This window comes from Hydrogenophaga sp. (genome assembly GCF_051860785.1).
Taxonomy (GTDB): Bacteria; Pseudomonadota; Gammaproteobacteria; order Burkholderiales; family Burkholderiaceae_C; genus Hydrogenophaga.
In genome coordinates this window covers 1-23,220 of the sequence record NZ_JBIMLB010000013.1, presented here as the reverse complement: position 1 = coordinate 23,220, position 23,220 = coordinate 1, and the positions used below count along the sequence as shown (strand labels likewise).

Annotated in this window: 24 protein-coding genes and 3 tRNA genes; 17 read left to right on the top strand and 10 right to left on the bottom strand. The window is 61.1% G+C overall.

Annotation, left to right across the window (positions count from 1 at the left end):
- Window positions 1–21: 21 nt before the first annotated feature.
- Entirely contained in the window at window positions 22–705 is a 684-nt protein-coding gene (locus tag ACTIF6_RS16930; protein WP_439589095.1) for an OmpA family protein, read from the bottom strand.
- 139 nt (window positions 706–844) lie between these two features.
- Between ACTIF6_RS16930 and ACTIF6_RS16925 the strand changes: the two genes are divergently transcribed.
- Genes ACTIF6_RS16925 through ACTIF6_RS16910 form a run of 4 tightly spaced genes read left to right on the top strand, consistent with a single transcriptional unit; the run spans window position 845 to window position 3,447 of the window.
- Complete coding sequence (locus tag ACTIF6_RS16925; protein ID WP_439589094.1) at window positions 845–1,897, top strand: aldo/keto reductase; 1,053 nt, start codon at window positions 845–847, stop codon at window positions 1,895–1,897.
- 8 nt (window positions 1,898–1,905) lie between these two features.
- A complete protein-coding gene (locus tag ACTIF6_RS16920; protein WP_439589093.1) occupies window positions 1,906–2,397 on the top strand; it encodes an aminoacyl-tRNA deacylase in 492 nt (163 codons plus the stop codon).
- Between the two features lie 55 nt (window positions 2,398–2,452).
- The gene (gene plsY / locus ACTIF6_RS16915; RefSeq protein WP_439589092.1) at window positions 2,453–3,082 is read left to right on the top strand and encodes a glycerol-3-phosphate 1-O-acyltransferase PlsY; all 630 of its coding nucleotides are present in this window, start codon (window positions 2,453–2,455) and stop codon (window positions 3,080–3,082) included.
- Window positions 3,079–3,447, top strand: coding sequence for a RidA family protein (locus tag ACTIF6_RS16910; protein WP_439589091.1), 369 nt, complete (start codon window positions 3,079–3,081; stop codon window positions 3,445–3,447). Before plsY ends, ACTIF6_RS16910 begins: the two co-directional genes overlap by 4 nt.
- Here the strand turns inward: ACTIF6_RS16910 and ACTIF6_RS16905 are convergent, their stop codons facing one another.
- From ACTIF6_RS16905 to ACTIF6_RS16895, 3 genes are read right to left on the bottom strand one after another with little or no spacing between them, the layout of a single operon-like run.
- A complete protein-coding gene (locus tag ACTIF6_RS16905) occupies window positions 3,448–4,101 on the bottom strand; it encodes a retropepsin-like aspartic protease family protein (protein WP_439589090.1) in 654 nt (217 codons plus the stop codon).
- Entirely contained in the window at window positions 4,101–4,592 is a 492-nt protein-coding gene (locus tag ACTIF6_RS16900) for a YajQ family cyclic di-GMP-binding protein (protein ID WP_439589089.1), read from the bottom strand. Before ACTIF6_RS16900 ends, ACTIF6_RS16905 begins: the two co-directional genes overlap by 1 nt.
- Before the next feature lie 15 nt (window positions 4,593–4,607).
- A complete protein-coding gene (locus ACTIF6_RS16895; RefSeq protein WP_439589088.1) occupies window positions 4,608–5,510 on the bottom strand; it encodes a hypothetical protein in 903 nt (300 codons plus the stop codon).
- Between the two features lie 59 nt (window positions 5,511–5,569).
- Here ACTIF6_RS16895 and murB point away from each other — a divergent pair, with 59 nt between their 5' ends.
- A complete protein-coding gene (gene murB, locus ACTIF6_RS16890) occupies window positions 5,570–6,622 on the top strand; it encodes a UDP-N-acetylmuramate dehydrogenase (protein WP_439589087.1) in 1,053 nt (350 codons plus the stop codon).
- Window positions 6,623–6,755: 133 nt separating this feature from the next.
- Here murB and argG read toward each other — a convergent pair whose 3' ends face one another.
- The 3 genes from argG to ACTIF6_RS16875 all read right to left on the bottom strand — a co-directional run bounded on the left by argG (window position 6,756) and on the right by ACTIF6_RS16875 (window position 8,828).
- On the bottom strand, window positions 6,756–8,093 hold the full coding sequence (gene argG, locus ACTIF6_RS16885) for an argininosuccinate synthase (protein WP_439589086.1): 1,338 nt from the start codon (window positions 8,091–8,093) through the stop codon (window positions 6,756–6,758).
- A 6-nt stretch (window positions 8,094–8,099) separates the two neighbouring features.
- Entirely contained in the window at window positions 8,100–8,417 is a 318-nt protein-coding gene (locus ACTIF6_RS16880) for a pyrimidine/purine nucleoside phosphorylase (RefSeq protein ID WP_439589085.1), read from the bottom strand.
- A gap of 63 nt (window positions 8,418–8,480) precedes the next feature.
- Window positions 8,481–8,828, bottom strand: coding sequence for an ArsC family reductase (locus ACTIF6_RS16875; RefSeq protein WP_439589084.1), 348 nt, complete (start codon window positions 8,826–8,828; stop codon window positions 8,481–8,483).
- 34 nt (window positions 8,829–8,862) lie between these two features.
- Between ACTIF6_RS16875 and folC the strand changes: the two genes are divergently transcribed.
- The 10 genes from folC (at window position 8,863) to ACTIF6_RS16825 (ending at window position 17,869) form a co-directional block, all read left to right on the top strand.
- Window positions 8,863–10,230 carry a bifunctional tetrahydrofolate synthase/dihydrofolate synthase gene (folC, locus tag ACTIF6_RS16870; RefSeq protein WP_439589199.1) on the top strand — a complete coding sequence of 456 codons (1,368 nt, stop codon included), beginning with the start codon at window positions 8,863–8,865 and terminating at the stop codon, window positions 10,228–10,230.
- Window positions 10,231–10,372: 142 nt separating this feature from the next.
- Complete coding sequence (locus ACTIF6_RS16865) at window positions 10,373–11,011, top strand: SPOR domain-containing protein (RefSeq protein ID WP_439589083.1); 639 nt, start codon at window positions 10,373–10,375, stop codon at window positions 11,009–11,011.
- A gap of 19 nt (window positions 11,012–11,030) precedes the next feature.
- Complete coding sequence (locus tag ACTIF6_RS16860) at window positions 11,031–11,516, top strand: CvpA family protein (protein WP_439589082.1); 486 nt, start codon at window positions 11,031–11,033, stop codon at window positions 11,514–11,516.
- A gap of 21 nt (window positions 11,517–11,537) precedes the next feature.
- Window positions 11,538–13,043 carry an amidophosphoribosyltransferase gene (purF, locus tag ACTIF6_RS16855; RefSeq protein ID WP_439589081.1) on the top strand — a complete coding sequence of 502 codons (1,506 nt, stop codon included), beginning with the start codon at window positions 11,538–11,540 and terminating at the stop codon, window positions 13,041–13,043.
- Window positions 13,044–13,062: 19 nt separating this feature from the next.
- A complete protein-coding gene (locus ACTIF6_RS16850; protein ID WP_439589080.1) occupies window positions 13,063–14,277 on the top strand; it encodes an O-succinylhomoserine sulfhydrylase in 1,215 nt (404 codons plus the stop codon).
- Complete coding sequence (gene gltX, locus ACTIF6_RS16845) at window positions 14,274–15,659, top strand: glutamate--tRNA ligase (protein ID WP_439589079.1); 1,386 nt, start codon at window positions 14,274–14,276, stop codon at window positions 15,657–15,659. Before ACTIF6_RS16850 ends, gltX begins: the two co-directional genes overlap by 4 nt.
- Before the next feature lie 76 nt (window positions 15,660–15,735).
- Window positions 15,736–15,811 (top strand) — tRNA-Ala (locus ACTIF6_RS16840).
- Window positions 15,812–15,885: 74 nt separating this feature from the next.
- A tRNA-Glu gene (locus ACTIF6_RS16835) sits at window positions 15,886–15,961 on the top strand.
- 70 nt (window positions 15,962–16,031) lie between these two features.
- A tRNA-Asp gene (locus tag ACTIF6_RS16830) sits at window positions 16,032–16,108 on the top strand.
- A gap of 129 nt (window positions 16,109–16,237) precedes the next feature.
- A complete protein-coding gene (locus tag ACTIF6_RS16825; RefSeq protein WP_439589078.1) occupies window positions 16,238–17,869 on the top strand; it encodes a DUF6538 domain-containing protein in 1,632 nt (543 codons plus the stop codon).
- A gap of 16 nt (window positions 17,870–17,885) precedes the next feature.
- On the opposite strand, the gene ACTIF6_RS16820 is transcribed toward ACTIF6_RS16825, so the two are convergent.
- From ACTIF6_RS16820 to ACTIF6_RS16810, 3 genes are read right to left on the bottom strand one after another with little or no spacing between them, the layout of a single operon-like run.
- The gene (locus ACTIF6_RS16820; protein WP_439589077.1) at window positions 17,886–19,076 is read right to left on the bottom strand and encodes a DGQHR domain-containing protein; all 1,191 of its coding nucleotides are present in this window, start codon (window positions 19,074–19,076) and stop codon (window positions 17,886–17,888) included.
- Window positions 19,073–19,708, bottom strand: a complete 636-nt coding sequence (locus tag ACTIF6_RS16815) for a hypothetical protein (protein ID WP_439589076.1) — start codon at window positions 19,706–19,708, stop codon at window positions 19,073–19,075. Before ACTIF6_RS16815 ends, ACTIF6_RS16820 begins: the two co-directional genes overlap by 4 nt.
- A 7-nt stretch (window positions 19,709–19,715) precedes the next feature.
- On the bottom strand, window positions 19,716–20,534 hold the full coding sequence (locus ACTIF6_RS16810) for a DNA adenine methylase (protein ID WP_439589075.1): 819 nt from the start codon (window positions 20,532–20,534) through the stop codon (window positions 19,716–19,718).
- A 453-nt stretch (window positions 20,535–20,987) separates the two neighbouring features.
- Between ACTIF6_RS16810 and ACTIF6_RS16805 the strand changes: the two genes are divergently transcribed.
- A complete protein-coding gene (locus ACTIF6_RS16805; protein WP_439589198.1) occupies window positions 20,988–21,578 on the top strand; it encodes a recombinase family protein in 591 nt (196 codons plus the stop codon).
- 739 nt (window positions 21,579–22,317) lie between these two features.
- A complete protein-coding gene (locus tag ACTIF6_RS16800; RefSeq protein WP_439589074.1) occupies window positions 22,318–23,022 on the top strand; it encodes an HNH endonuclease in 705 nt (234 codons plus the stop codon).
- Window positions 23,023–23,220: the final 198 nt, after the last annotated feature.

Sequence of the window (23,220 nt, the reverse complement as noted above, 5' to 3'; positions counted from 1 at the left end):
TTTTGATGCGAAGTTGACGGATCAGCGAGCGGCGGTCTGTGCCGGCTCGGCGACGTAGATCTCCACGCGGCGGTTGGCGGCTCGGCCTTGCGCCGTGCCGTTGTCTGCAATGGGTTCGCGTGAGCCGCGGCCGTCGGTGGCGAAGCGGGCGGGAGATACGCCGCGGGCCACAAGGTAGTCGCGCGTGGCGTTGGCGCGGTCGAACGACAGCGGATTGTTCACGGCGTCGCTGCCGGTGCTGTCGGTGTGACCGATGATGGACACGGTGGTGACCTGGTTGCTTTGCAACGTGGTGGCGAACTGGCCCAGCACGCGCCCCAGCGTGGGATTGACGGCAGAGCGGCCGGTGGCAAAGCCTGCGTCGGCCGGCACGTCGAGCTTCAGGCGGTTGTCGGCGGTCTGGCTCACCCCGATGCCGGTGCCCTGGGTGGCCTGCTCCATGGCCTTCTTCTGCTCCTGCATGCGGGTCGACCAGATGTAGCCGCCCAGCGCGCCTGCTCCGGCACCGATGACGGCGCCTTGCGTGGCACCCTTGGAGCCGCCGGTGAGGCCGCCCAGGATGGCGCCGCCCAGCGCTCCGATGCCGGCCCCCTTGGCCGAGTCGGACTGGGTTTCGCTCATGTTGGCGCAACCGGCAAGCGCCATGGCGCCGACCAGGGTGCTGACAGTCAGGCCACGCGTGATTCGGGAGGTGATCGAGTTCATGGTTTTTAGCTCCACTGTGTTTTGGATAGGGATCAACGGGTTATTTGAAGATGCCGCCCTGGCTGGCCGAGGCACTCTAAACTTATACGCCTCCTGCCGACTTTCGCAGTAGGAGTCGTCCGACTTTACAAAGATTTTCATGAAAACCATTCCACTCGGCGCCAGCAGCCTGACGGTTTCACCCATCTGCATGGGCACCATGACCTTCGGTCAGCAGGTTGATGAAGCCACCTCTCACCGTATCCTGGACCGCGCCCTGGAGAGCGGCCTGAATTTCCTGGACACTGCCGAGATGTATTCGGTGCCGGCCCGCGCGGAAACCTACGGTGCGACCGAAACCATCATCGGTACCTGGTTTGCACGCCATCCCGGCCTGCGCCAGAAGGTGGTGCTGGCTTCCAAGGTGGCGGGCCCATCGCGCGGCATGCCGTGGGTGCGCGGTGAGTCGGCAGGCGTCACCAAGGCCGAGGTCATCCTGGCCTGCGAGAACAGCCTTCGCCGCCTGCAGACCGACACCATCGACCTTTATCAGATTCACTGGCCCGCGCGCAATGTGCCGGTGTTTGGCGCGACGGCTTTTGACCCGACGAAAGACCGGCCGTGCGCATCGATCCATGAGCAGCTGGAGGCCATGGCCGAGCTCGTGCGGGCGGGCAAGGTGCGCGAGATCGGGCTGTCCAACGAGTCGCCGTATGGCGTGCACGAGTTCGTGCGCGTCGCCGAGCAGCATGGCCTGCCCCGCGTGGCCACGGTGCAGAACCCCTACTGCCTGATCAACCGCAGCTACGAGAATGGGCTCGACGAAACCTGTCACCGACTCGGTGTGTCGCTGCTGGCCTATTCGCCGCTGGGGTTTGGCCTGTTGACGGGCAAATACGACGAAACCGGTCTGGTGGGCGAGGCCGGGCGCCTGGCGCTGTTCGAATCCATGCGCAAGCAGCGCTGGGGCCGACCCGAGTCGCTGGACGTATCGCGCCGCTACAACGCACTGGCGCGCGCGCACGGTCTCACGCCCACGCAGCTGGCGCTGGCCTTCTGCTACACCAACTGGCGCGTGGCCAGCACCATCATCGGCGTGACCACCATGGCGCAGCTCGATGAATGCCTGGACGCCTGGGACACAAAACTCTCCCCTGAGCTTCTGGCGGAGGTCGACAAGATCCGGTTCGAGCACCGCGACCCCGCCCAGTGAGTTGAAGCGTGGCGAAGAAGCCCCACGTCAGCGAAACCCCTGCCACCGCATGGCTCAAGGCGCATGGCGTTGCCTTCACCGAGCATCCCTACGAGTACCTGGAGCACGGTGGCGCGCAGCACAGCGCGCAGGTGCTGGGCCTGGACCCTTTCTCGGTGGTGAAGACGCTGATCATGCAGGACGACACCGCCAAACCACTGGCGGTGCTCATGCACGGCAACCGCACCGTGTCCACGAAGAACCTCTCGAGGCAGATCGGCGCGAAATCGGTCGAACCCTGCAAGCCCAAGGTGGCCAACCGGCACAGCGGCTTCCTGGTGGGTGGCACCTCGCCTTTCGGCCTGAAGCGGGCGATGCCGGTGTATGTGGAAGCGACCGTGCTGGCACTGCCGCGCATCTGGATCAATGGTGGGCGCCGGGGCTACCTGGTGGGTGTCGATCCTGCGGTACTCAGCGCCCCGCTGGGTGCGAAGCCCGTGAACTGCGCGCTGGCAGAATAGCCAGCCTGCCGCCGGTCCCACACGGCGACGCACGAACAACAAAGAGGAGATGCCCATGGCAACGATCTATCCCCTGCTGGCCACACTGGTCGCCTACCTCATCGGCTCGTTGTCGTTCGCCGTGCTGGTGAGCCGCACCATGGGCCTGGCCGATCCGCGCACCTACGGCAGCAAGAACCCGGGTGCCACCAACGTGCTGCGTTCCGGCAGCAAGGCCGCGGCCATCGTCACGCTGCTGCTGGATGCCCTCAAGGGCTGGGTGCCGGTGGTGGCGGTGAAGTGTTGGGGCGAAGCCTGGGGCCTGGGCGATGGCACGGTGGCGCTGGTGGGCCTGGCGGCTTTCCTCGGCCACCTGTATCCGGTGTTCTTCCGCTTTCAGGGTGGCAAGGGCGTGGCCACGGCGGCGGGTGTCATCTTCGGTTTCCAGCCCTGGCTGGGCCTGGCTTCGCTGGCCACCTGGGTCATCATCGCGTTCTTCTTTCGCTACTCGTCGCTGGCATCCATCGTCACGGCGGTGTTTGCGCCGGCCTATTTCCTGCTCGGCCAGCGTGTGGCCTGGGACGCACCCGGCGTGCAGGTGCTTGCGCTGGGGGCCATGGGCATGCTGCTGGTGTGGCGCCACCAGGAAAACATCAACCGGCTGATCGCCGGCAAGGAAAGCAAATTGGGAGCGAAGAAGAAATGAACCCATCGACACACATCACCCGCATTGGCGTGGCCGCCCGCTACAGCGAGGCGGCGGTGTTCAACGGCGTGGTGTACCTCGCCGGCATGGTGCCCGAGCGCGGTGACACCGACATCCGTGGCCAGACCGAGGACGTGCTGGAGCAGGTGCAGCAGCGACTGCTGGAAGCGGGAAGCGACAAGTCGCGCATCCTGCGTGCCCAGATCTTCCTGACCGACATCGACGAGATCGGTGTGATGAACGAGGTGTGGGATGCCTGGGTGGTGCCCGGCACCGCGCCACCGCGCGCCACCGTGCAGGCGGCACTGGCGCAGGCGAGCTACCGCATCGAGATCGTCGTCACCGCGGCACAGAAACAGGCGTGATCAGAACCGGCGTTCGAGTGTGAGCTGATCGTTGTTGCGCTGCATCTGGAAGCGCGTGAGGAAGCTGTTGCCCAGCAGAACGAAGGGCATGCTTTGCGGCAGCACGATGGCGGGTACGTCGTACACCTGGGCTTCGCCCACCTTGATCGATGCCAGTCGCACCTCGTAGCCGGCCACTGCGCCGTTGGCGGTGCTCACCTTCACCTTGCGACCCTTGTCGTAAGCGAGGTTGATGCGCCTGGCGTCGGACTCGCTGAGAATGACGAGGGTCGCGCCGGTGTCCACCATGAACTGCACTTCACGGCCGTTGATCTGGCCCGGCGGCATGAAGTGGCCTTGCGTGTCGGCGGTGAGGACGATGCGCTGTGCACCGCTCTCCGTGGCGGCCTTGCCCACGCTGACCGGTGCGTCACCCACGCGCAAGGTCTGGCGCTGGCCGCTGACTTCAATCACCGCCGAATCGCCTTGTGCACTGAGCAGGCGAACGCCGTTGTGGGTCTGCCCGGGCAGCAGAAAACGTGGCTTCGCGCCGTCGATCACCAGCAGCGCACGGCCGTTGGAAAGGCCGGAGAGCGCCACCTGCTGTGCCAGCACCGGCGTGGCCGCAAGCAGCCAGCCAGCGCAGGCCAGGAGCACGGTGGCGGCGAGGCGCATCAATCCCTGAAGTTGTTGAACGAAAGAGGCAGGTCTTTCAACTCGCTGCGGATCAGCGCCATTGCAGCCTGAAGGTCGTCGCGCTTGCCGCCGGTGACCCGCACCGCATCGCCCTGGATGGCGCCCTGCACCTTGAGCTTGCTGCCCTTGAGCACTTGCTGGATCTTCTTGCCATCTTCGGTGCTGACACCGTTCCTCACCTTCACGACCTGCTTGACCTTGTCGCCGCCGACTTTTTCAACCTTGCCCACGTCGAGGAAGCGCGCGTCCACGCCGCGCTTGGTGAGCTTGCCACGCAGCACGTCGTCGATCTGCTGGAGCTGGAACTCGGCGTCGCCGTGCAGGATGATTTCCTTGTCTTTCTCCTTGAGTTCGATGGCAGCGCCCGTGCCTTTGAAGTCGAAGCGCGTGCCGATCTCGCGGGCGACCTGGTCGACCGCGTTCTTCACTTCTACAAAATCGGCTTCAAGGACGGTGTCAAAAGAGGGCATGGTGGTGTGCTTCGCTCAGGAGGAAAGGGGAATGATGTCGCGGTAGAAATCGATGATCTTCTGCTTGGACGAGCCCATGACGCGCGAACTCCAGACCAGCTTGCGGTCCTTGTTGTCGGCGATCACTTCGGCATCTTCGAGTGCCAGCAGTTTTTCGGGCTTGATGTCCATGCCACAGAGCGTGATGGCCGCGAGTTTCTCGCGCCGCGCCCGCACCCAGGGAAAGAGTGCTTTCACATACAGCCAGCCGGGCAGGTGGAACATGAACTCGTTGGGGAATTTGACCGCGAAGGACTTCGGAATGCGTTCCATGTGCGGCTGCGCCGCCCAACTGATGAAGCGCTCGTCGGCGGCCATCGGTCGAAATCCGAAATCGGGATATTGCTGCTCGAGCTCCCGGAAGCGTCGAGCGATGTAGGTGCATCGCGCCGGGTGGAACACCACCACCGACGAATTGCCGCGCGCATACTTGCGCCCCTTGGTGGCACGCCAGATGGCCCGGCCGATGCGACCGAAGGGGATGATGGCGCTCTGGAGCATGAGCACCGTGTCCTGGTCTTTCATGAAGCCCACGGCTTCACCCATGTCGCCCATCACCACCGTGTCCAGATCGATGTAGACCGCCGGCAGGTCCTGCGGCAGCAGGCCTTCTTCGAACATGGCGAGCTTGGCCTGGCAGCCCACCGACTTGAACGGCTTCTGCATGTAGAAGGTTGGGAAGATGCTGGTCTGCACGAAGGGGAGCAAGCCTGCCTTGGGTTCGTCGCAGATGAGCACGAAGCGTGGCACGTTGCGGCTGTGCGCGGCAATGCGCTCGATCAGGTGGTTGATCAGCGTCACCGGGTACTTCGTGCCCCAGCACACCAGCACGCATTGCCAGGTGGGCGAATTGCCGGGCGTCGGGGTGGCTGGATTCATGGGCTGACGGGCATGCTTCGAGCCCGGTACGGGCGCCAAGCGGGTGAGACAATCGCCGGATGATAGTCGAGAACCAGGTTCCTCTACAGGTCCACAACAGCTTCGGCATCGTGGCGCGCGCGCTGCATCTGGCCCGGGTGAAGAGCGAGGCGGACGTGGCTGCCCTCATGGCCAGCAAACACTGGGCCACGCTCACGCAAGAATCGCCGCCGTTCGTGCTGGGCGGGGGCAGCAACCTGGTGATCACGGGGGACATCAAGCCGCTGGTGATCAAAGTGGAGATCGGTGGACGACGCCTCGTGGAAGAAACAACCAGAGGTTGGCTGGTGGAGGCGGGGGCCGGCGAGAACTGGCACGATTTCGTGCGCTGGACGCTGGAGCAGGGCTGGCCGGGGCTGGAAAACCTGGCGCTGATTCCGGGCAGCGTGGGCGCGTCGCCGGTGCAAAACATTGGCGCCTACGGCGTGGAACTGCAGGACCGTTTCAGCGCACTGGACGCGATCGACCTGCAAACGGGGCGCTCGTTCACGCTGGATGCCGCGCAGTGCGGATTCGGTTACCGCGATTCGGTGTTCAAGCACGCGCCCTCGGGTGAGAAGGGCATGGGTCTGGCGGGGCGGGCGCTCATCACGCGAGTTCGCTTCTGGTTGCCGAAACCCTGGAAGCCGGTGCTGGGCTATGCGGATCTGGAGCGCAAGGTCGCTGAGACCGGCATCCGCCAGCCCGATGCGCGCCAGATCTTCGACTGGATCTGCACGATCCGCCGCGCCAAGCTGCCCGATCCGTCGGTGATCGGCAACGCGGGCAGTTTCTTCAAGAACCCCACGGTGAGCGTGGAGCAGTGCGCGGACATCATTGCGCGCGACCCGAAGGTGGTTCACTACCCGATGGCCGACGGCAGCATCAAGCTGGCGGCGGGCTGGCTGATCGATGCCTGTGGCTGGAAGGGCCGGGGTGTGGGCAATGCGGGTGTGTATGAAAAGCAGGCTCTGGTGCTGGTGAACCGGGGCGGGGCTACCGGCGGCGAGGTGATGACACTGGCGAAGGCGATTCAGACCAGTGTGTACGAGCGATTCGGCATCCTGCTGGAGCCTGAGCCAGTGGTCGTCTGAGATCCGTGCAGATCGGGGCGCCCAGCCGCTCTGCTCCGCGAATGTCCCCCGCCGGCTGGTGCCGGCTCCTCCTTTATTTCGCTGCGCAGAGCGGCTGGGCGCCCCGATCCCGCGAGGTTCACGGGCAAAGGGCTTACTTCCCTTCGCCCTCAAGCTTCAACATCTGCGACCCCTCACCCAACGACAGCAAGCCCGATTTGGCGTAGATGCCCAGCTTGGCCCGCGTGTCGGTGATGTCGAGGTTTCGCATGGTCAGCTGACCGATGCGGTCCAGCGGCGAGAACGGTGCGTCTTCCACCTTCTCCATGCTCAGGCGCTCCGGCGCATAGGTCAGGTTCGGGCTTTCCGTGTTCAGGATCGAATAGTCGTTGCCACGACGCAGTTCCACCGTCACTTCGCCAGTCACCGCGCGCGCCACCCAGCGCTGTGCCGTTTCGCGCAGCATGATGGCCTGCGGGTCGAACCAGCGGCCCTGGTAGAGCAGACGGCCCAGGCGCAGGCCGTTGATGCGGTACTGCTCGATCGTGTCCTCGTTGTGGATGCCGGTGACCAGGCGCTCGTAGGCGATGAACAGGAGCGCCAGCCCAGGGGCTTCGTAGATGCCGCGGCTCTTGGCTTCGATGATGCGGTTCTCGATCTGGTCGCTCATGCCCAGTCCGTGGCGCCCGCCGATCTCATTGGCCTTCAGGATCAGTTCCACCGGGTTGTCGAAAGTCTGGCCGTTCAGCGCGACCGGCTGGCCTTCCTCGAAGCGCACCGTGATCTCTTCGGCCTTCACCACACAGTCCTCGCGCCAGAACGGCACGCCCATGATGGGGTTGACGATGCGGATGCCGCTGTTCAGGTTTTCCAGGTCCTTGGCCTCGTGCGTGGCCCCCAGCATGTTGCTGTCGGTGCTGTAGGCCTTCTCGGCGCTCATCTTGTAGCCGAAGCCATTGGCCGTCATGAAGGCGCTCATCTCGGCGCGGCCGCCCAGTTCGTCGATGAACAGCTGGTCCAGCCAGGGCTTGTAGATCTTCAGGCTCGGGTTGGTCAGCAGGCCGTAGCGGTAGAAGCGCTCGATGTCGTTGCCCTTGAAGGTCGAGCCATCGCCCCAGATGTTGACGTCGTCCTCCTTCATGGCAGCCACCAGCATGGTGCCGGTGACGGCACGGCCCAGCGGCGTGGTGTTGAAGTAGGTCACGCCGGCGGTGCTGATGTGGAACGCACCGCACTGCAGCGCGGCGATGCCTTCGTGCGCGAGCTGCGTGCGACAGTCGACCAGGCGCGCCTTTTCGGCGCCATAGGCCAGCGCCTTGCGCGGAATCTCGTCGTAGTCGGGCTCGTCGGGCTGGCCCAGGTTGGCGGTGTAGGCGTAGGGAATGGCACCCTTCTGCTTCATCCACAGCAGCGCGGCCGAGGTGTCCAGGCCGCCGGAGAAGGCGATGCCGACTTTCTGTTTTGTGGGAAGGTTCTGGAGGATGGTGGCCATGAGGGTTCAGCCGAAGTGGCAGATGTAGTGGTAGGGCTCGGTCACGCGGATGTCGAAGCTGCTGTTGCCGGGCACGCTGAACTTCTCACCAGGGCCGGACTTGACCCAGGCATCGCTGCCCGCGAGCTTGTATTCGCAGCCGCCGGCCACGCATTCCATGACCTCGGGGGCGCCGGTCTTGAAGGTAAGGGTGGCGGGAAGCACCACACCCACCGATTTTTTCGTGCCGTCGGCGAAGGTGATGCCGTGGCTGACGCACTTGCCGTCGAAATACACGCTGGCCTGGGTGTTGACGGACACGCCGTCGAATTGGGTGGTGGTCATGAGGTGGAAAAAAAAGGGCGAAACCGCGATTTTAGGCTGGCGCCCTGCGAGCAACCCAGTGCGTCAGATGCGCTGTTGCCAGCCGGCGGGATCGAAACCGACGGTGATGCCGCCGTCGGCCCAGTGCACCACTGGCCGCTTGATCACGCTCGGGTTTGCCAGCGCCAGCGCCCGCGCACTGGCCGCATCGGTCACGCGGGCGCGCGCGCCCTCGTCGAGTTGGCGCCAGGTGGTGCCCTTGCGGTTGATGACCGTTTCCCAACCGGCGGCGGCCAGCCACCGGTCGAGCGCGGCCTCGGGCACGCCTTGTTTCTTGAAGTCGTGGAACTGGTGTTCGACGCCGTGTTCGGTCAACCAGGCGCGGGCCTTCTTGACGGTGTCGCAGTTGGGGATGCCATGAACGGTGATCATGTCCGCCATTGTCGACGATGGGACAATCCCGCCCATGCTCGACATCCCCGTTCCCGACCATCCCACCACCCTGGCCGACTGGCTGGCCCACGCCGAACGCCTGCACCCGGTCACCATCGACATGGGGCTGGAGCGCGTGCAGCGCGTCGCGCAGCGCATGGGGCTGGCGCTGGATTGCCCGGTGATCACCGTGGCCGGCACCAACGGCAAGGGCTCCACCTGTGCCATGCTGGAAGCCATCTACACCCAGTCGGGCTACCGCACGGGCGTGTACACCTCGCCGCACCTGGTGCATTTCGAGGAGCGGTGCCGCGTTGCCGGCGCTTCCGTGGAGCAGGCAGAACTGCTGCCCGCACTGGCCGAGGTGGAGGTGGCGCGCAAAGGGCAGCCGGGCGACGACGGCGCTGGCGAGATCAGCCTGAGCTATTTCGAATTCACCACGCTGGCCATTCTGCGCACGCTGTCGCGCGCCGGCCTGGATGTGGCCATTCTCGAAGTGGGCCTGGGCGGGCGGCTGGACGCGGTGAACATCATCGATGCCGACTGCGCCGTCATCACCAGCATCGCGCTGGACCACATGGCCCTGCTGGGCAACGACCGCGAGGCCATCGGCTTCGAGAAGGCCGGCATCATGCGCACCGGCCGCGCCGTGGTGGTGAGCGATCCGGTGCCGCCGCAAAGCGTGCTCGATCGCGCGGTGGAGATCGGCGCGAACCTCTGGCGCCTGGGCAAGGACTTCCACTTCGCTGGCGACCAGCAGCAGTGGGGCTGGGCCATGCACCCCTCGCACGGTGGCCGCCGCTATGCCGGCCTCGCCTACCCGGCGCTGCGCGGCGCCAATCAGTTGGTGAACGCCTCGGGTGTGCTGGCAGCGGTGGAGGCGTTGCGTGCGCGCCTGCCGGTGACGGCGCAGGCGGTGCGCAACGGTCTGGCCCTGGTGGAGTTGCCCGGGCGTTTCCAGATCGTGCCGGGAACACCCACGCTGGTGCTGGACGTGGCGCACAACCCGCATTCGGTGGCCGCGCTGGCGGAGAACCTGGACGCCATGGGCTTCTATCCCGGCACCCATGCGGTCTTTGGCGCCATGGCCGACAAGGACCTGCCAGCCATGCTCGAGCGCATCGCGCCGCTGATCGACCATTGGCACGTGACCGACCTGCCGCTGCCGCGCGCCAGCACCGGCAGGGCGCTGGCCAACATGCTGGACGCCCATGCCGCCACGGCGCCGGGTGGCAAAACCCGGGTTGCAGGCATCCACGCCAGCCCCATGGACGCCCTGCGCGCTGCGGTGTCCGCTGCAGACCCCGCTGATAGAATCGTCGTCTTCGGATCGTTCTACACCGTGGGTGGCGTTTTGCAGGACGGTGTGCCCCGAATGTCGGCGAAACACCTCTCCGCCTAGCCGCCTCCCACGCCCCGAGCGCTCCCCCTGCCGCGCCCCCCGCCAGGCCTTTCATGGCGCCACGGTCCCACCCCGAATGTTCAAATCCCGTTCAGGTTCCCAGGGCAACCCCTCGACACCGCCACCCCAGAGCATTGAGGCCGTGCGCCGGCGTGCCCGCCACCGCCTGATTGGCGCGAGTGTTCTGGTGCTGCTGGGGGTGGTCGGCTTCCCGTTGCTCTTCGACACCCAGCCGCGCCCGATTCCGGTGGACATTCCCATCGAAATTCCCGCCAAGACCTTGCCCGCCGTGCCGGCCAAACCACCTGCCGCCACCGCTTCGGCGCCCAGCGTTGCTCCGGCAGCCCGTCCGCCGGCCGAGAGCGTGACCGCCCGCGAAGCCCTGGGCGCCAAGGAAGAGGTGGTGGAATCCAGGCCAACGCCTGCCCCCGCGCCGACGCCCGCACCGGCCAAGGTGCCTGCTCCCGCCGATGCCGAGCGCGCCCGTGCGCTGCTGGAGGGCAAACCCGCACCGCCCACCACCGCCACGGCGCCTGCGGCGGCCAGCGCCTCCGAGCGCCTCGTGGTGCAGGTGGGTGCATTCGCCGAAGAGGCTGGGGCCCGCGCCGTGCGGCAGAAGCTCGAAGCAGCCGGACTCAAGACCTACACCCAGGTGGCCCAGACGGCGGACGGCCGCCGCATCCGGGTGCGGCTGGGACCTTATGAAAGCCGTGCGGAGGCCGAGAAGGTGGCCGCTCGCGTGAAAGCGCTGGGCGTGAGCGCCAGCGTGCTCACGCTGTGATCCACGCGGGGCGCTGGTCATGGTGACGACCGACTGGGTGCTGCTGGCGGTGTTGCTGCTGTCCGTGCTGCTGGGGCTCTGGCGGGGCTTGATGTACGAGGTGTTGTCGCTGGCCGGATGGGTGCTGGCCTTCATCCTCGCCCAGGCATTTGCCGACGATGTCGCCACGTGGTTGCCGATGGACGGCTTGTCGCCCGCCCTGAAACTGGCTGTGGCCTTCGTTCTGGTGTTCGTTCTGGTGGCTTTTGCCGGGGGCCTCGTGGCCTGGCTGGTTCAGAAGCTGGTGGCCACGGTGGGTCTGCGGCCGGTCGATCGCGTGCTCGGCGGTGCTTTCGGGCTGGCGCGCGCACTGGTGATGCTGCTGGGCGTGGCGGTGGTGGTGAGCGTGCTGCAGATGCAGCAGGCTGCCTGGTGGCGGGGTTCGAGCACCGCAGGCATGCTGTCGGCCACGTTGCTGGAGATCCGCCCCTTGTTACCCGAGCCCGTGGCCCGACATATCCGTTAGTTTTTCCAGAGGGTTCAAATCATGTGTGGAATCGTGGGCGTGGTGAACAAGACGCCGGTCAATCAGCTCATTTACGACGCCTTGCTGCTCCTGCAACACCGGGGCCAGGATGCCGCCGGCATCGTGACGCAGCAGGGGCGCAAGTTCTTCATGCACAAGGCCAAGGGCATGGTGCGTGACGTCTTTCGCACCCGCAACATGCGCGCGCTTCCAGGCCTCTGTGGCCTGGGCCAGGTGCGCTACCCCACGGCGGGCAACGCCTTCAGCGAGGAAGAGGCGCAGCCGTTCTACGTGAACGCGCCGTTTGGCCTGGTTCTGGTGCACAACGGCAACCTGACCAACGCCAAGGCGCTGGCGCAGGAGCTGTTCCAGACCGACCACCGCCATGTGAACACCGACAGCGACTCTGAGGTGTTGCTCAACGTGCTGGCGCACGAATTGGAGAAGGTCACGCGCGGCATCACCCTCAAGCCGGTCGACGTTTTCGCCGCCGTGCGCGGTGTGCACCAGCGCGTGAAGGGTTCGTATGCGGTGGTGGCGCTCATTGCTGGTCATGGCCTGCTCGCGTTCCGCGATCCGCATGGCATCCGCCCCCTCTGCGTGGGGCACAACGACCAGGGCGGTGTGATGGTGGCCAGCGAGTCTGTGGCGCTCGAAGGCACGGGCTACGTGCTCGATCGCGACCTGCAGCCCGGCGAAGCGGTGTTCGTCGACCTCGAAGGCCAGATGCACTTCCAGCAGTGCGCGGACAAGGTCAGCCACCACCCGTGCATCTTCGAATTCGTGTACCTCGCCAGGCCCGATTCCGTCCTCGACGGCATCTCGGTCTACCAGGCTCGACTGAACCTGGGCGTCACCCTGGCCAAGCGCGTGGTCTCCACCGTGCCGCCGAACGAGATCGACGTCGTCATTCCCATCCCTGAATCGTCCCGCCCCAGTGCCATGGAACTGGCTCAACTGCTGGGCCTGCCGTACCGCGAAGGCTTCGTGAAAAACCGCTATGTGGGCCGCACCTTCATCATGCCGGGGCAGGGCGTGCGCAAGAAATCGGTGCGCCAGAAGCTCAACGTGATCGGCAGCGAATTCAAGGGCCGCAACGTGCTGCTGGTGGACGACTCCATCGTGCGCGGCACCACCAGCCGCGAGATCGTGCAGATGGCGCGCGATGCCGGGGCCCGCAAGGTCTACCTGGCCAGCGCTGCGCCGCCAGTGCGCTATCCCAACGTCTACGGCATCGACATGCCCACGCCAGACGAGTTGGTGGCCCACGGCCGCACGGTGGACGAGGTGCGCGAGAGCATCGGCTGCGATGCGTTGATCTACCAGGACGTGGACGCGATGAAACAGGCCATCGGTTCATTGAACCAGAAGCTCGACGGTTTCGATGCCTCGTGCTTCGATGGCGTGTACGTCACAGGTGACATCACGCCCGACGACATCGCCCGTCTGAACGCTGGCCGCGACCAGAGCGAGGAGGGCGAGGAAGACACCTCGCGCCTGGCGCTGCCCAACGCGCAGGTCGCGTGATCCCCAGGAACCTTCGACCATGACCCAGAAAAAAACCGCGCCCACCCTGCACCGCGACACGCTGGCCGTGCGCGAAGCCGTGGCGCGCAGCCAGTACGGCGAAAACTCGGAGGCCCTCTACCTCACCAGCGGTTACGTGCAGCCGAGTGCCGAGGCATCGGCGCGCCGCTTCGCGGGTGAGGAGGACGGTTACACCTACGGTCGCACCGGCAACCCCACCGTCACCAGCCTCGAGCAGCGCCTGGCTGCGATGGAAGGCACGGAAGCCGCAATGGCCACCGCATCCGGCATGGCGGCCATCATGCTCATGTGCTTCAGCCTGTTGCGCTCGGGTGACCATGTGGTGTTTTCGCAGTCGATGTTTGGCTCGACCATCAAACTGATCGGCACCGAATTCGCGCGCTTTGGCGTCGAATCCACCATCGTCCCCCAATCCGACATTGACGCCTGGCGCGCTGCCGTGCGGCCCGGCACGAAACTGCTTTTCGCGGAAACACCCACCAACCCACTGACCGAGGTCTGCGACATCGCTGCGCTGGCCGACATCGCGCACAGTGCAGGCGCCCTGCTGTGCGTGGACAACTGCTTCGCCACACCGGCGTTGCAGCGCCCCGTGGCGCTGGGTGCTGACATCGTGATGCACTCGGGCACCAAGTTTCTGGACGGCCAGGGGCGTGTGATGGCTGGCGCGCTGTGTGCGACCGAAGCCATGGTGCGCGAGAAATTCCTGCCCGTGCAGAAGAATGCCGGCATGGTGCTTTCGCCCTTCAACGCCTGGGTGGTGCTCAAGGGACTGGAAACGCTGAGCCTGCGCATGAATGCGCAAAGTGCCGCCACGCTGACGCTGGCGCACTGGCTGGAGCAGCATCCCGCAGTGGCGCGCGTTTACTACCCGGGTCTGGCCAGTCACCCCCAGCATGCGCTGGCCATGCGCCAGATGTCCGGCATCGGCGGTGCGGTGCTGTCGTTCGATCTGAAGGCCGACGGTCCCACGCAGGCACGGGCGCGCGCATTTCATGTGCTCGACGCCTTGCAGGTGCTGTCGCTGTGTACCAACCTGGGGGATACCAAGACCTTGTTGACCCACCCGGCCAGCACATCACACGGCAAGCTGGCCGAGGCGCAGAGGCAGGCGGCCGGCATTGGCCAGGGCCTGATCCGCGTCGCGGTCGGCCTGGAGCACCTTGACGATTTGAAGGCCGACCTGTCGCACGGCCTGGACACCCTTTCATGAGCACAGTCAGAACCCGTTTCGCTCCCTCGCCCACCGGCTTCATCCACCTGGGCAACATCCGCTCGGCGCTTTATCCCTGGGCTTTCGCGCGCTCCACCGGCGGCGTCTTCATCCTGCGCATTGAAGACACCGACCTGGAACGCTCGTCGCAGGCTGCGGTGGACGTGATCATCGAGGGCATGAAGTGGCTCGGCCTTGATCACGATGAAGGACCGTTCTACCAGATGCAGCGCATGGACCGCTACAAGGCGGTGCTCGCCGACATGGCCGCTGCCGGCCTGGTCTATCCCTGCTACATGAGCATGACCCAACTTGATGAGTTGCGCGAAAAGCAGATGGCGGCGAAAGAGAAGCCGCGCTACGACGGCACCTGGCGCCCCGAGCCGGGCAAGACGCTGCCGGCGGTGCCCGAAGGCGTCAAGCCCGTGCTGCGCTTCAAGAACCCGCAGGGCGGTGTGGTGGCGTGGGACGACAAGGTGAAGGGCCGCATCGAGATTGCCAACGACGAACTCGACGACCTCGTGATCGCTCGCCCCGATGGCACGCCCACCTACAACTTCTGCGTGGTGGTCGACGACATCGACATGGACATCACGCACGTGATCCGGGGCGATGACCACGTGAACAACACACCGCGCCAGATCAACATCTTCCGCGCGCTCGGCAAGGAACCACCGGTGTACGCCCACTTGCCCACGGTGCTCAACGAGCAGGGCGAGAAGATGAGCAAGCGCAACGGCGCCAAGCCGGTCACGCAGTACCGCGATGAAGGCTACCTGCCCGATGCGATGGTGAACTACCTGGCGCGCCTGGGCTGGAGCCACGGCGACGACGAGATCTTCAGCCGCGCGCAGTTCCTCGAGTGGTTCAACCTGGACCACCTCGGCCGCAGTGCCGCGCAGTTCGACGAAGCCAAGCTGCGCTGGGTGAACGCCCAGCACCTCAAGGCCATGGCCGACGACGCACTCGCGCCGCTGGTGGCCGCGCAACTCGAGAAGCTGGGTGTCGTTGCCGATGCTCGACTGCCTCGCATCTGCGCGCTGTTCAAGGATCGCTGCGACACCACCGTGGCGCTGGCGCAATGGGCCAGGGCGTTCTACGCCGATGTCGTCCCGAATGCCGAAGAGCGCACGCAACACATCACCGATGCCGTGCGTCCCGTGCTCGCCACGCTGGCGGGCAAGCTCGCCGACTGTGCATGGGACAAGGCCGCCATTGCTGCTGCCATCAAGGAGACGCTGGCGGCCCATGGACTGAAGATGCCGCAACTTGCGATGCCGGTGCGTGTGCTTGTCATGGGCACCGCCCAGACGCCTTCGCTGGACGCCGTGCTGGAGTTGCAGGATCGCAAGACCGTGCTCGCGCGTTTGCAGAGTGCCTGAAAATATCGCCTATAATCTGAGGCTTGCTGAAATGCACCGGTGAAGCGATTCACAGGTTCTGATCAGCAACCCGCGTGGGGGTATAGCTCAGCTGGGAGAGCGCTTGCATGGCATGCAAGAGGTCAGCGGTTCGATCCCGCTTACCTCCACCAAAGTTTTTCAGTTGCGAAGAAGAGCACCGGTCACCCGATGCTAGAATTCGCGGTTCGGTTAGTCCCAAGGTTTTGACCCTATCGTCTAGAGGCCTAGGACATCACCCTTTCACGGTGAGTACCGGGGTTCGAATCCCCGTAGGGTCGCCAAACAAGCCGCAAGGCAAGTAGGCAAACAAGTGGTTGGCACTTGGCTCGCAAGAGCGAACGCCATCTACCAGGAGTGGTAGTTCAGTTGGTTAGAATACCGGCCTGTCACGCCGGGGGTCGCGGGTTCGAGCCCCGTCCACTCCGCCACCATCCAAAAGGGTTAGCAGTTACTTAGCTGCTAGCCCTTTTTCTATGGCGCTCCCTCTGAAAACGAGGCGTAGCGTCAGGAGGTGCAGCAAGTAAACCGTGTAATGATGCCGTGTGATCCAAGAGAAATTGACCAAGTTTCCCGGCGTGCATCGACGTGCCGATTCAGGCATCTATCAGTTCGGCTTGCGGTCCCCCGTGGACCTAGCTGTGCACTTTCCCAGCGGATGGGCTGTGCGCTGTTCTTTGAAGACTGCTGACCTCAGAGTTGCCAACGAAAAGGCGAAAGCACTCCAAGCCGACTGGGCCAAGCGATTCGACGCGCTGAGGTCGGGGAAACCGCAACCTGTAGACATAGTCGCGTTGCGTCGGAAGCTGTTTGCCATGTGGCAAAGGACACTTGCTCGGCTGGATTCGACGTATTCGGTTCTACCCAAGGCGCAGCGGGACGAGCGTGCGGAGATGAGTGCGTGGCAAGTCGCTGACCTACGAGACCACTTGCGAGACGGATGTCTGCCGCTCTGGGCCGAGGATCAGGCAAAGCGGTATGGCGACCCCACCAATCCATCCATCGTGACTGAGTTTGGGGCTCATCTTTTGATGTTGCACGAAGTGATGCACGAAGCAGCATCTGACGAGCGTCGAACCTTTCCGCTGAGAGTTCGCTATCAGCGTGAGCGCGAGCAAGCAATGGAGGCGATGGAGGCGATGGAGGCGATGGAGGCGATGGAGCAAGGTCTCGCTGCGCCGATAGTTCTCGTGAAGCCCGTACCCGTTGATGGGAAAAAGATTGCGCATGCCTTCGAGGCATGGGTGACGACAAAGCAACCGGCTGACAAGACGCGGGTCACATTCCTTCGGCACTCGAAGCAGTTCAGCGACATGATGGGTGACCCATGGCTGTCGGAGGTGGACAAGCCTATGGCCATTGAGTTTCGCGACAAGCTTCAGGCTTGGGCAATCACCGAAAAGAAAACTGCGACGACCGCAGACAACGTCCTCGTGAGCACGCGAGCCTTGTTCAATGTGGCCCGGGACAAAGGATGGCTGCAGAGCAACCCCCTAGAGCGTTTAGCCATCGACATTGGAGGCAAGGAGTCTGAGGGGCGCGAGCCATGGACGCACGAAGATCTTCTTCAGCTTTTTAACGATGAGATCTGGACAAAGCACGCCTTGCCATCTGATCGTAAAGCTGGCGGCGAGGCCGCATACTGGATTCCTCTCATCGCCTGCTACACAGGCGCACGTGTGACAGAAATAGCCCAGCTTTGGACTGATGACGTGTCAACTGAGCAGGGCCTGCAGGTCTTTGAGTTCACCGCCGACCGAGAGAGGGATCAGAAGCTCAAAAATGCTGGCTCCTGGCGGGCAGTGCCCATGCATAGCCAGTTAGTGCAACTGGGTCTCTGCCGCTACATTGACTCCCTTCCCAAAGGACCTCTGTTTCCTGCTTTGCCTAAAGACGGCCAAAACGGTGCAGGGGGTCAATTCTCACAGTGGTTTGGTGCATTCAAGCAGCGGAAGGGGTTTACCTCGCCAGCTAAATCGTTCCATTCATTTCGCCATCTAGTCGCTACAGAGCTACGTTTGTTGGGCGCAACAGACGCGCAGGCAGATGCTATTACTGGTCATGCTGGCAACGGAATCGGTCGGCAAGTCTATGCAGCAACTATCCGACGTCAGGCAGAGCGGCTTCGATCTGTTGTTGAGCTTCTAAGTTTCCCTCAGGTAATGAGTCGCCTGCAGAAGTATTACGAATGATGGACGGGTAGTGTCTTTAAATGCGTGAATGCGGCAGCAGGTGATTTGAAGTGTCTAATGGGAAAATCTCATCGTACAGTGATCGGAACAATCGTGCTTCACCGCCGGTGCCTGGCAGGAATTCGGTGTTTACAAAATCTGAATCCTTCAATTTTGACTTATCCAGTAGATCATAAAAGTGCTGTGAAAAGCTAACCCTCTCACTTCTCAAAGCGCTAAGGTATGCTGGCCTAAGAAGCCTCATCAACCCTTTGAATCCATTGGTCTTCGGAAGAATGTAGCCTCTGTCCGGATTATTCCAAGCCGCAGGCCATTTTTTTTGTACTGCCTCAAAAAAAGAAATAAGGACATCCGCAATCTTCATATCCTCTTCTTCAAGAAAAAGCTCTCTGAAAATAAGTTTTTGAGCTTCTGTAGATGAGGGCTTTGATGGTCGTCGGCCGCGTTGATATAGATCACGGTCAGCGATAGGATCTTTTGATAAATACTCCAAAAGAGCCTCCACAAATGCTGCTTGTGTGAGCGTTTCTCCAGTCCTGCCGGGAGTAGCAGAGCCCAATCGCTTAATTCGTCGATAGAAAGGGCTGCTGGGAATCTGATCGAGTGCGATAGCGATGTTGTGCGCAGATTTTTGCGGGCTCCGTGCACGTGAGTATTCAAAAAGATCGTATACCAAACTCTTTTTGACTTTTGTTTGGGCAAGATTGACCACGGAGAATAGATATGCTTGATCGGCAATATCCATGTCAACGAAGATGCTAACATTTATCTGAAATGTGCCGCCTTCTAGACCCCCCAGTCCCTCAATCCGATGCTGGCCGTCCAAAACCTTGGCAATCTCCATTCTATTGATGATAGGCTCATCATTTTCATCGTGAACAGAGCGTAAGGTGAGGGTATTCTTGCCTTCATTAAACTCTGCGCATTCGCCGCTTACCGCTAATATTACTGAGGTGGGAAAGCAGGCGTCTACGGTGTTTACGTAACGCTTTAGATCTTTCACTCGGTTCTTGTCAACTTCCCGCTGAATTCCGAGATAGGTATCCATTTCTCTATCTCCAGTCATTCTTCTAATATCACTGAAGGTGATTTCCCTTAAAAATTTGTGGTCTATAGAGGCTACAAAGAAGACTCCAAGCGGCTGCTGAACCTTAATGCAAGGTAAGACGATCTCGTAGTGCTCGTCGGTGATGCTTCGCTGTTTCATTCGCCGGTCCCTTTCGTCTCGTCAATGACTCCGCTCTCACCTCTATGCTTGGCATACTCCTTGAGGAAATCGATCTCTTTATCCTTTATCTCGATTCTTGGAGAAAAGTTGGATTTTCTGTAGACCATTGCTAGATATCGTAATACGATCACAAACAGCGCTAATCCGGCTGAAACTTGAAATAGGTAGTCTAGATCGTTTTGGACAAGTGTCCCGCTAAGTTGTGCTGACTTTATTTGCGAGTGATAGGCTGAAGCGATGAGTGCAAGAAGCATTAGGGCTAGTAAATGCCAATGCCGGCCGGGGAATGTTCTCTCATTCGGCTTGTCTTCCGAAGTTTGAAGAAGAATCGGCCCTATGAAACCTACCGTGAAGATAAATAGCTCTCCTCGATTTACGGTTGTGAGTAGGACGTGAATGTATCCTAGGGAGCGGGCTGATTCGGCTCCCATGAGGATAAGCGATGTTAGCCAAAATGCCGCAGTTGCGAATAGCAAAATGGTTATCATTTCCTTTATGGCCGACTTGTGATCCTCCCATTTGCAGTACACAAGCGGTCCAACAACGGGTAACTGGGAAAAACAGTGACGAACTGGTTCCAGTACTCGACTCGCGATCTTTCTAATGTCCATGCCTCACCTACTCGATTATCAGTTCTGAGTAACTGCCGCGACTACTTGATACGCCTGAGATTGCGCTGTATCTGCTCAGCTCGGAAATTGAGAAATCGTCTCGGAATAGTGTGCGAATGCTCTCGTGGTCTGCATTTGTAAGCAGTATTCGCACGCCTCGATTTTTAGCGCGAAGGAGCGCATCTCTCAATCTAACTTGATCATCCCAGTGAAACAAGGTTTCATTGTATTTAATGAAACCATTGTGTTTGTGTCGCACCGTGTAAGGCGGGTCTGCAAAAACAAAATCCCCCGCGCCTGATCGATCTATCTGAGTTTCGAAGTCCGCGGCAGTGATCTCGGAGTTTTGCAATGCACTCGAGATGTTCTCAAAATCATCATCGTCAAGAATTACTTTGGTCTTTGTGCCAATGGGAACATTGAATTCTCCCTGGCGGTTAACTCGATATAGACCGTTCCAGCATGTTCGATTTAAATAGATAAACTGGGCGGCGCGGCTATATTCGTTACGGCACTTCATTGCTCGTATCTTGTAGTAATACTCCGCACTGTGCTTGGTTGCATGCGCTCTAAGATGGTCTGCGACTCTTTTGTAGTCCGATTTAATCGCCAAATAGGATTCAATCAGTGCTTCATTGGCGTCAGATAGAATCGATGATTTTGGGCGAAGATGAAAGAAGACGGCTCCGCTGCCCAAAAAAGGCTCAATATATTTGCCAGTAATATTGTTCGGCAGCATTGAATCCCTCGATGTGAGCCAGCGTTTGCCCCCCGCCCACTTGAGAAAAGGAGGTGCTTGCTTATTGCAGCTTGTTGTTGTCTCCATTGGGAGAGCCCTCTCTTGGATGCAGATATATTATGGAATTTGCTGCGGAATCTTTGCAGCAAATTCAATTCTTGTGAAACGATTTTTAGATGGTTGCAATGTACGAAGGTGCTAAGTTCGTGTCTCGCCGCCCTTTCCATCTGTGATAGGAAAATTTTCTTCACTTGCGCGAGGCTATCTCTCATGAAGCCGACGCTAGTTCCCCCCGTTGCCCCTGCTTATAGTTGATGTTGGCTGCTTCGGCCGCAAAATCTTGCATCCTAAAGCGTGCGCATTTCACGGATTGCTAGCCGCTATGGGTGCGCTGCCGTAGGGTAACAGTCTTGGAAGCTCTACCGACCAAAAGGGACCGGTTCTGAACATCCGGAACTGGCATGTCCAGAACCTAGCTTGACATGGTTCTGAACAGGCCCGACAATTCGGACATCCATTTTGGACACGAAGGATGTGCACATGAGTCGAGTCTTTGCTTACTGCCGCGTCAGCACCATTGACCAGAACACCGATAACCAAGCTGATGAGATCGTTCAAGCTGGATTTAAGGTGACCCCTCAGAGGATCATTGCGGAGACCGTCTCGGGGTCTGTAATGGCCTCAGAACGCCCCGGTTTCGCCCGCCTCATGGATCGGCTTGAAGCAGGGGATGTTTTGGTTGTGACTAAATTGGACAGATTGGGGCGCAACGCCATGGACGTGCGGGCGACCGTGGAGGCCCTTGGCGTTGCCGGCGTCCGTGTGCACTGCCTTGCGCTTGGAGGGATGGACCTGACCAGCCCCGCTGGGAAGATGACGATGGGCGTGATTGCTGCGGTCGCGGAGTTTGAGCGAGACTTACTGATTGAGAGAACGCAAGCAGGAATGGCCCGCGCCAAGGCGTCAGGAGCTCCCATAGGACGTCCGCGCAGCCTTGATGGGGATATGGAGGCGGAGGTTCTAAAAAGGCTCTCAAAGGGCGATTCCGTGGCTTCCGTGGCTCGGGACCTTGGCACTAGTCGCCAAACAGTGATGCGGGCCAGAGACGCCCATGCCAATTCAGTTACATAGGCATTTGTCTTTTGTTAATGCTTATGAACTAAAAATCAAGGCAAGATTTAATCCTGGACATATAATGACCAAGCAAGTTCTTGGTCGCTAGCAGTGCACAGGATTACCGTTCGTCGGGCTCCAAGTCTCTGTTAGCCCATAGATCCGCAGGATACCCAGCCCCCCCATAACCGCCTGCGGCACTCCGGCCCGACCTCAACCATGCAATAGATGAACCCTACGGATAAGCATGGGAAGAAGAATGACAGCGGCCACCCCTGACCATCGGTAATGCCAGTGAATACACATACCGCCTGCTGCACCACCCCGCTGGCCGAACCTCATCCAATGCGCTAGGCCCAGCGCAAAGACAGACGTCGGCAGAAGGAAGACCATGGGATTCCTAACAATAGGCAAAGGCCACGGATACACATAACCGCCTGCGGCACCACGGGCAGCGGATGGACGCAGCAAGTGATACATCACATCATCAGATGGCGCACATCAATGCATGGTCGATGAGAGCCATCGCGCATGCATTGACGCCTGCGGCACAAAATCACATCCTGAATACCCGAATGGGATGGCCCTCGACGGCATCAGTACATGCATCACATCGCGTATCGATACATGCCGTGAAGATGCGCACGCGAACTGCAGAAGATCCCATCCTCAGATCAGGAATTCAGGACTGATGATTGAGGAAATCTGGGTCGCATTGCGCATTCGCTGTCCGTCAGCGTAGGGGCTAGACTACTGCATGAACTTCTACGACTGGATGATCCACAAAGGGCTATCGCAGTCCTCAGCTAGAAGCTACGACGGGGCGCTTCGCGGCTCACTTTCTGAGTGGGCAATGAGTAGCGGGCTAATATCAGGACCTCTGACTGCATTGACCAGCCCTTCGGCCTTGAGCGCCTTGTCCCCGAGCATCCAGGAACTCCCGATTTTCAAAGAGCGTAACGCGCGTGGGCATCACATGTACAGTGCCACGCTGTCGCAATTTGCCGCATACCTCACAAGCAACGGAGGCGACGATGTGCAAGCCGATCTCGAACAGATCATCAGCGATCCGACCACCACGGCGACTGAGAAGACAGCACTGATCAAATCACGAATCGGCCAAGGCACGTTCCGAGACAAGGTTCTGCTTCATTGGAACGGCTGTGCCGTTACAGGGTTCAGCGATACCAGCCTCCTTGTTGCCTCTCACATAAAGCCATGGAGGAAGTCAACGAATAGCGAGCGGCTAGACCAATGGAACGGGCTCCTACTCTCGCCAAACCTGGACAAGGCATTCGACAAGGGTTTCATCACGTTCGAGCAGGATGGGTCTATTCGCCTCTCACCACTTCTGACGGAGGCCGACAAACTCGGGATCACGCCTTCGATGAAGATCGGGCTAAAGCCCGAGCACCAGAACTATATGGAACACCATCGGGCAGAGGAGTTCAAGAGCGGGTGAACGAGGCTGGCAGGCCCATCTATCTCCTTTGGGTGCATCCTTATTTCGCCCCGGCAAGGAAAAAAGCTGTGCAAGGCAGCTTCTCGGTTCGCAATTACGAACGCGCCTTCCCCGCATACGGCCACTAGGGCGTGTTAACACTAATACCGATCGTGTCGTTTGCGCTGGACAATATTGGGCATGGAGATCACGCCCGCA

Coding starts and splice junctions, on each gene's coding strand:
- ACTIF6_RS16930 (WP_439589095.1), bottom strand. CDS start 705: ATGAACTCGATCACCTCCCGAATCACGCGTGGCCTGACTGTCAGCACC.
- ACTIF6_RS16925 (WP_439589094.1), top strand. CDS start 845: ATGAAAACCATTCCACTCGGCGCCAGCAGCCTGACGGTTTCACCCATC.
- plsY (WP_439589092.1), top strand. CDS start 2,453: ATGGCAACGATCTATCCCCTGCTGGCCACACTGGTCGCCTACCTCATC.
- ACTIF6_RS16910 (WP_439589091.1), top strand. CDS start 3,079: ATGAACCCATCGACACACATCACCCGCATTGGCGTGGCCGCCCGCTAC.
- ACTIF6_RS16905 (WP_439589090.1), bottom strand. CDS start 4,101: ATGCGCCTCGCCGCCACCGTGCTCCTGGCCTGCGCTGGCTGGCTGCTT.
- ACTIF6_RS16900 (WP_439589089.1), bottom strand. CDS start 4,592: ATGCCCTCTTTTGACACCGTCCTTGAAGCCGATTTTGTAGAAGTGAAG.
- ACTIF6_RS16895 (WP_439589088.1), bottom strand. CDS start 5,510: ATGAATCCAGCCACCCCGACGCCCGGCAATTCGCCCACCTGGCAATGC.
- murB (WP_439589087.1), top strand. CDS start 5,570: ATGATAGTCGAGAACCAGGTTCCTCTACAGGTCCACAACAGCTTCGGC.
- argG (WP_439589086.1), bottom strand. CDS start 8,093: ATGGCCACCATCCTCCAGAACCTTCCCACAAAACAGAAAGTCGGCATC.
- ACTIF6_RS16880 (WP_439589085.1), bottom strand. CDS start 8,417: ATGACCACCACCCAATTCGACGGCGTGTCCGTCAACACCCAGGCCAGC.
- ACTIF6_RS16875 (WP_439589084.1), bottom strand. CDS start 8,828: ATGATCACCGTTCATGGCATCCCCAACTGCGACACCGTCAAGAAGGCC.
- folC (WP_439589199.1), top strand. CDS start 8,863: ATGCTCGACATCCCCGTTCCCGACCATCCCACCACCCTGGCCGACTGG.
- ACTIF6_RS16860 (WP_439589082.1), top strand. CDS start 11,031: ATGGTGACGACCGACTGGGTGCTGCTGGCGGTGTTGCTGCTGTCCGTG.
- purF (WP_439589081.1), top strand. CDS start 11,538: ATGTGTGGAATCGTGGGCGTGGTGAACAAGACGCCGGTCAATCAGCTC.
- ACTIF6_RS16850 (WP_439589080.1), top strand. CDS start 13,063: ATGACCCAGAAAAAAACCGCGCCCACCCTGCACCGCGACACGCTGGCC.
- gltX (WP_439589079.1), top strand. CDS start 14,274: ATGAGCACAGTCAGAACCCGTTTCGCTCCCTCGCCCACCGGCTTCATC.
- ACTIF6_RS16820 (WP_439589077.1), bottom strand. CDS start 19,076: ATGAAACAGCGAAGCATCACCGACGAGCACTACGAGATCGTCTTACCT.
- ACTIF6_RS16815 (WP_439589076.1), bottom strand. CDS start 19,708: ATGGACATTAGAAAGATCGCGAGTCGAGTACTGGAACCAGTTCGTCAC.
- ACTIF6_RS16810 (WP_439589075.1), bottom strand. CDS start 20,534: ATGGAGACAACAACAAGCTGCAATAAGCAAGCACCTCCTTTTCTCAAG.
- ACTIF6_RS16805 (WP_439589198.1), top strand. CDS start 20,988: ATGAGTCGAGTCTTTGCTTACTGCCGCGTCAGCACCATTGACCAGAAC.
- ACTIF6_RS16800 (WP_439589074.1), top strand. CDS start 22,318: ATGAACTTCTACGACTGGATGATCCACAAAGGGCTATCGCAGTCCTCA.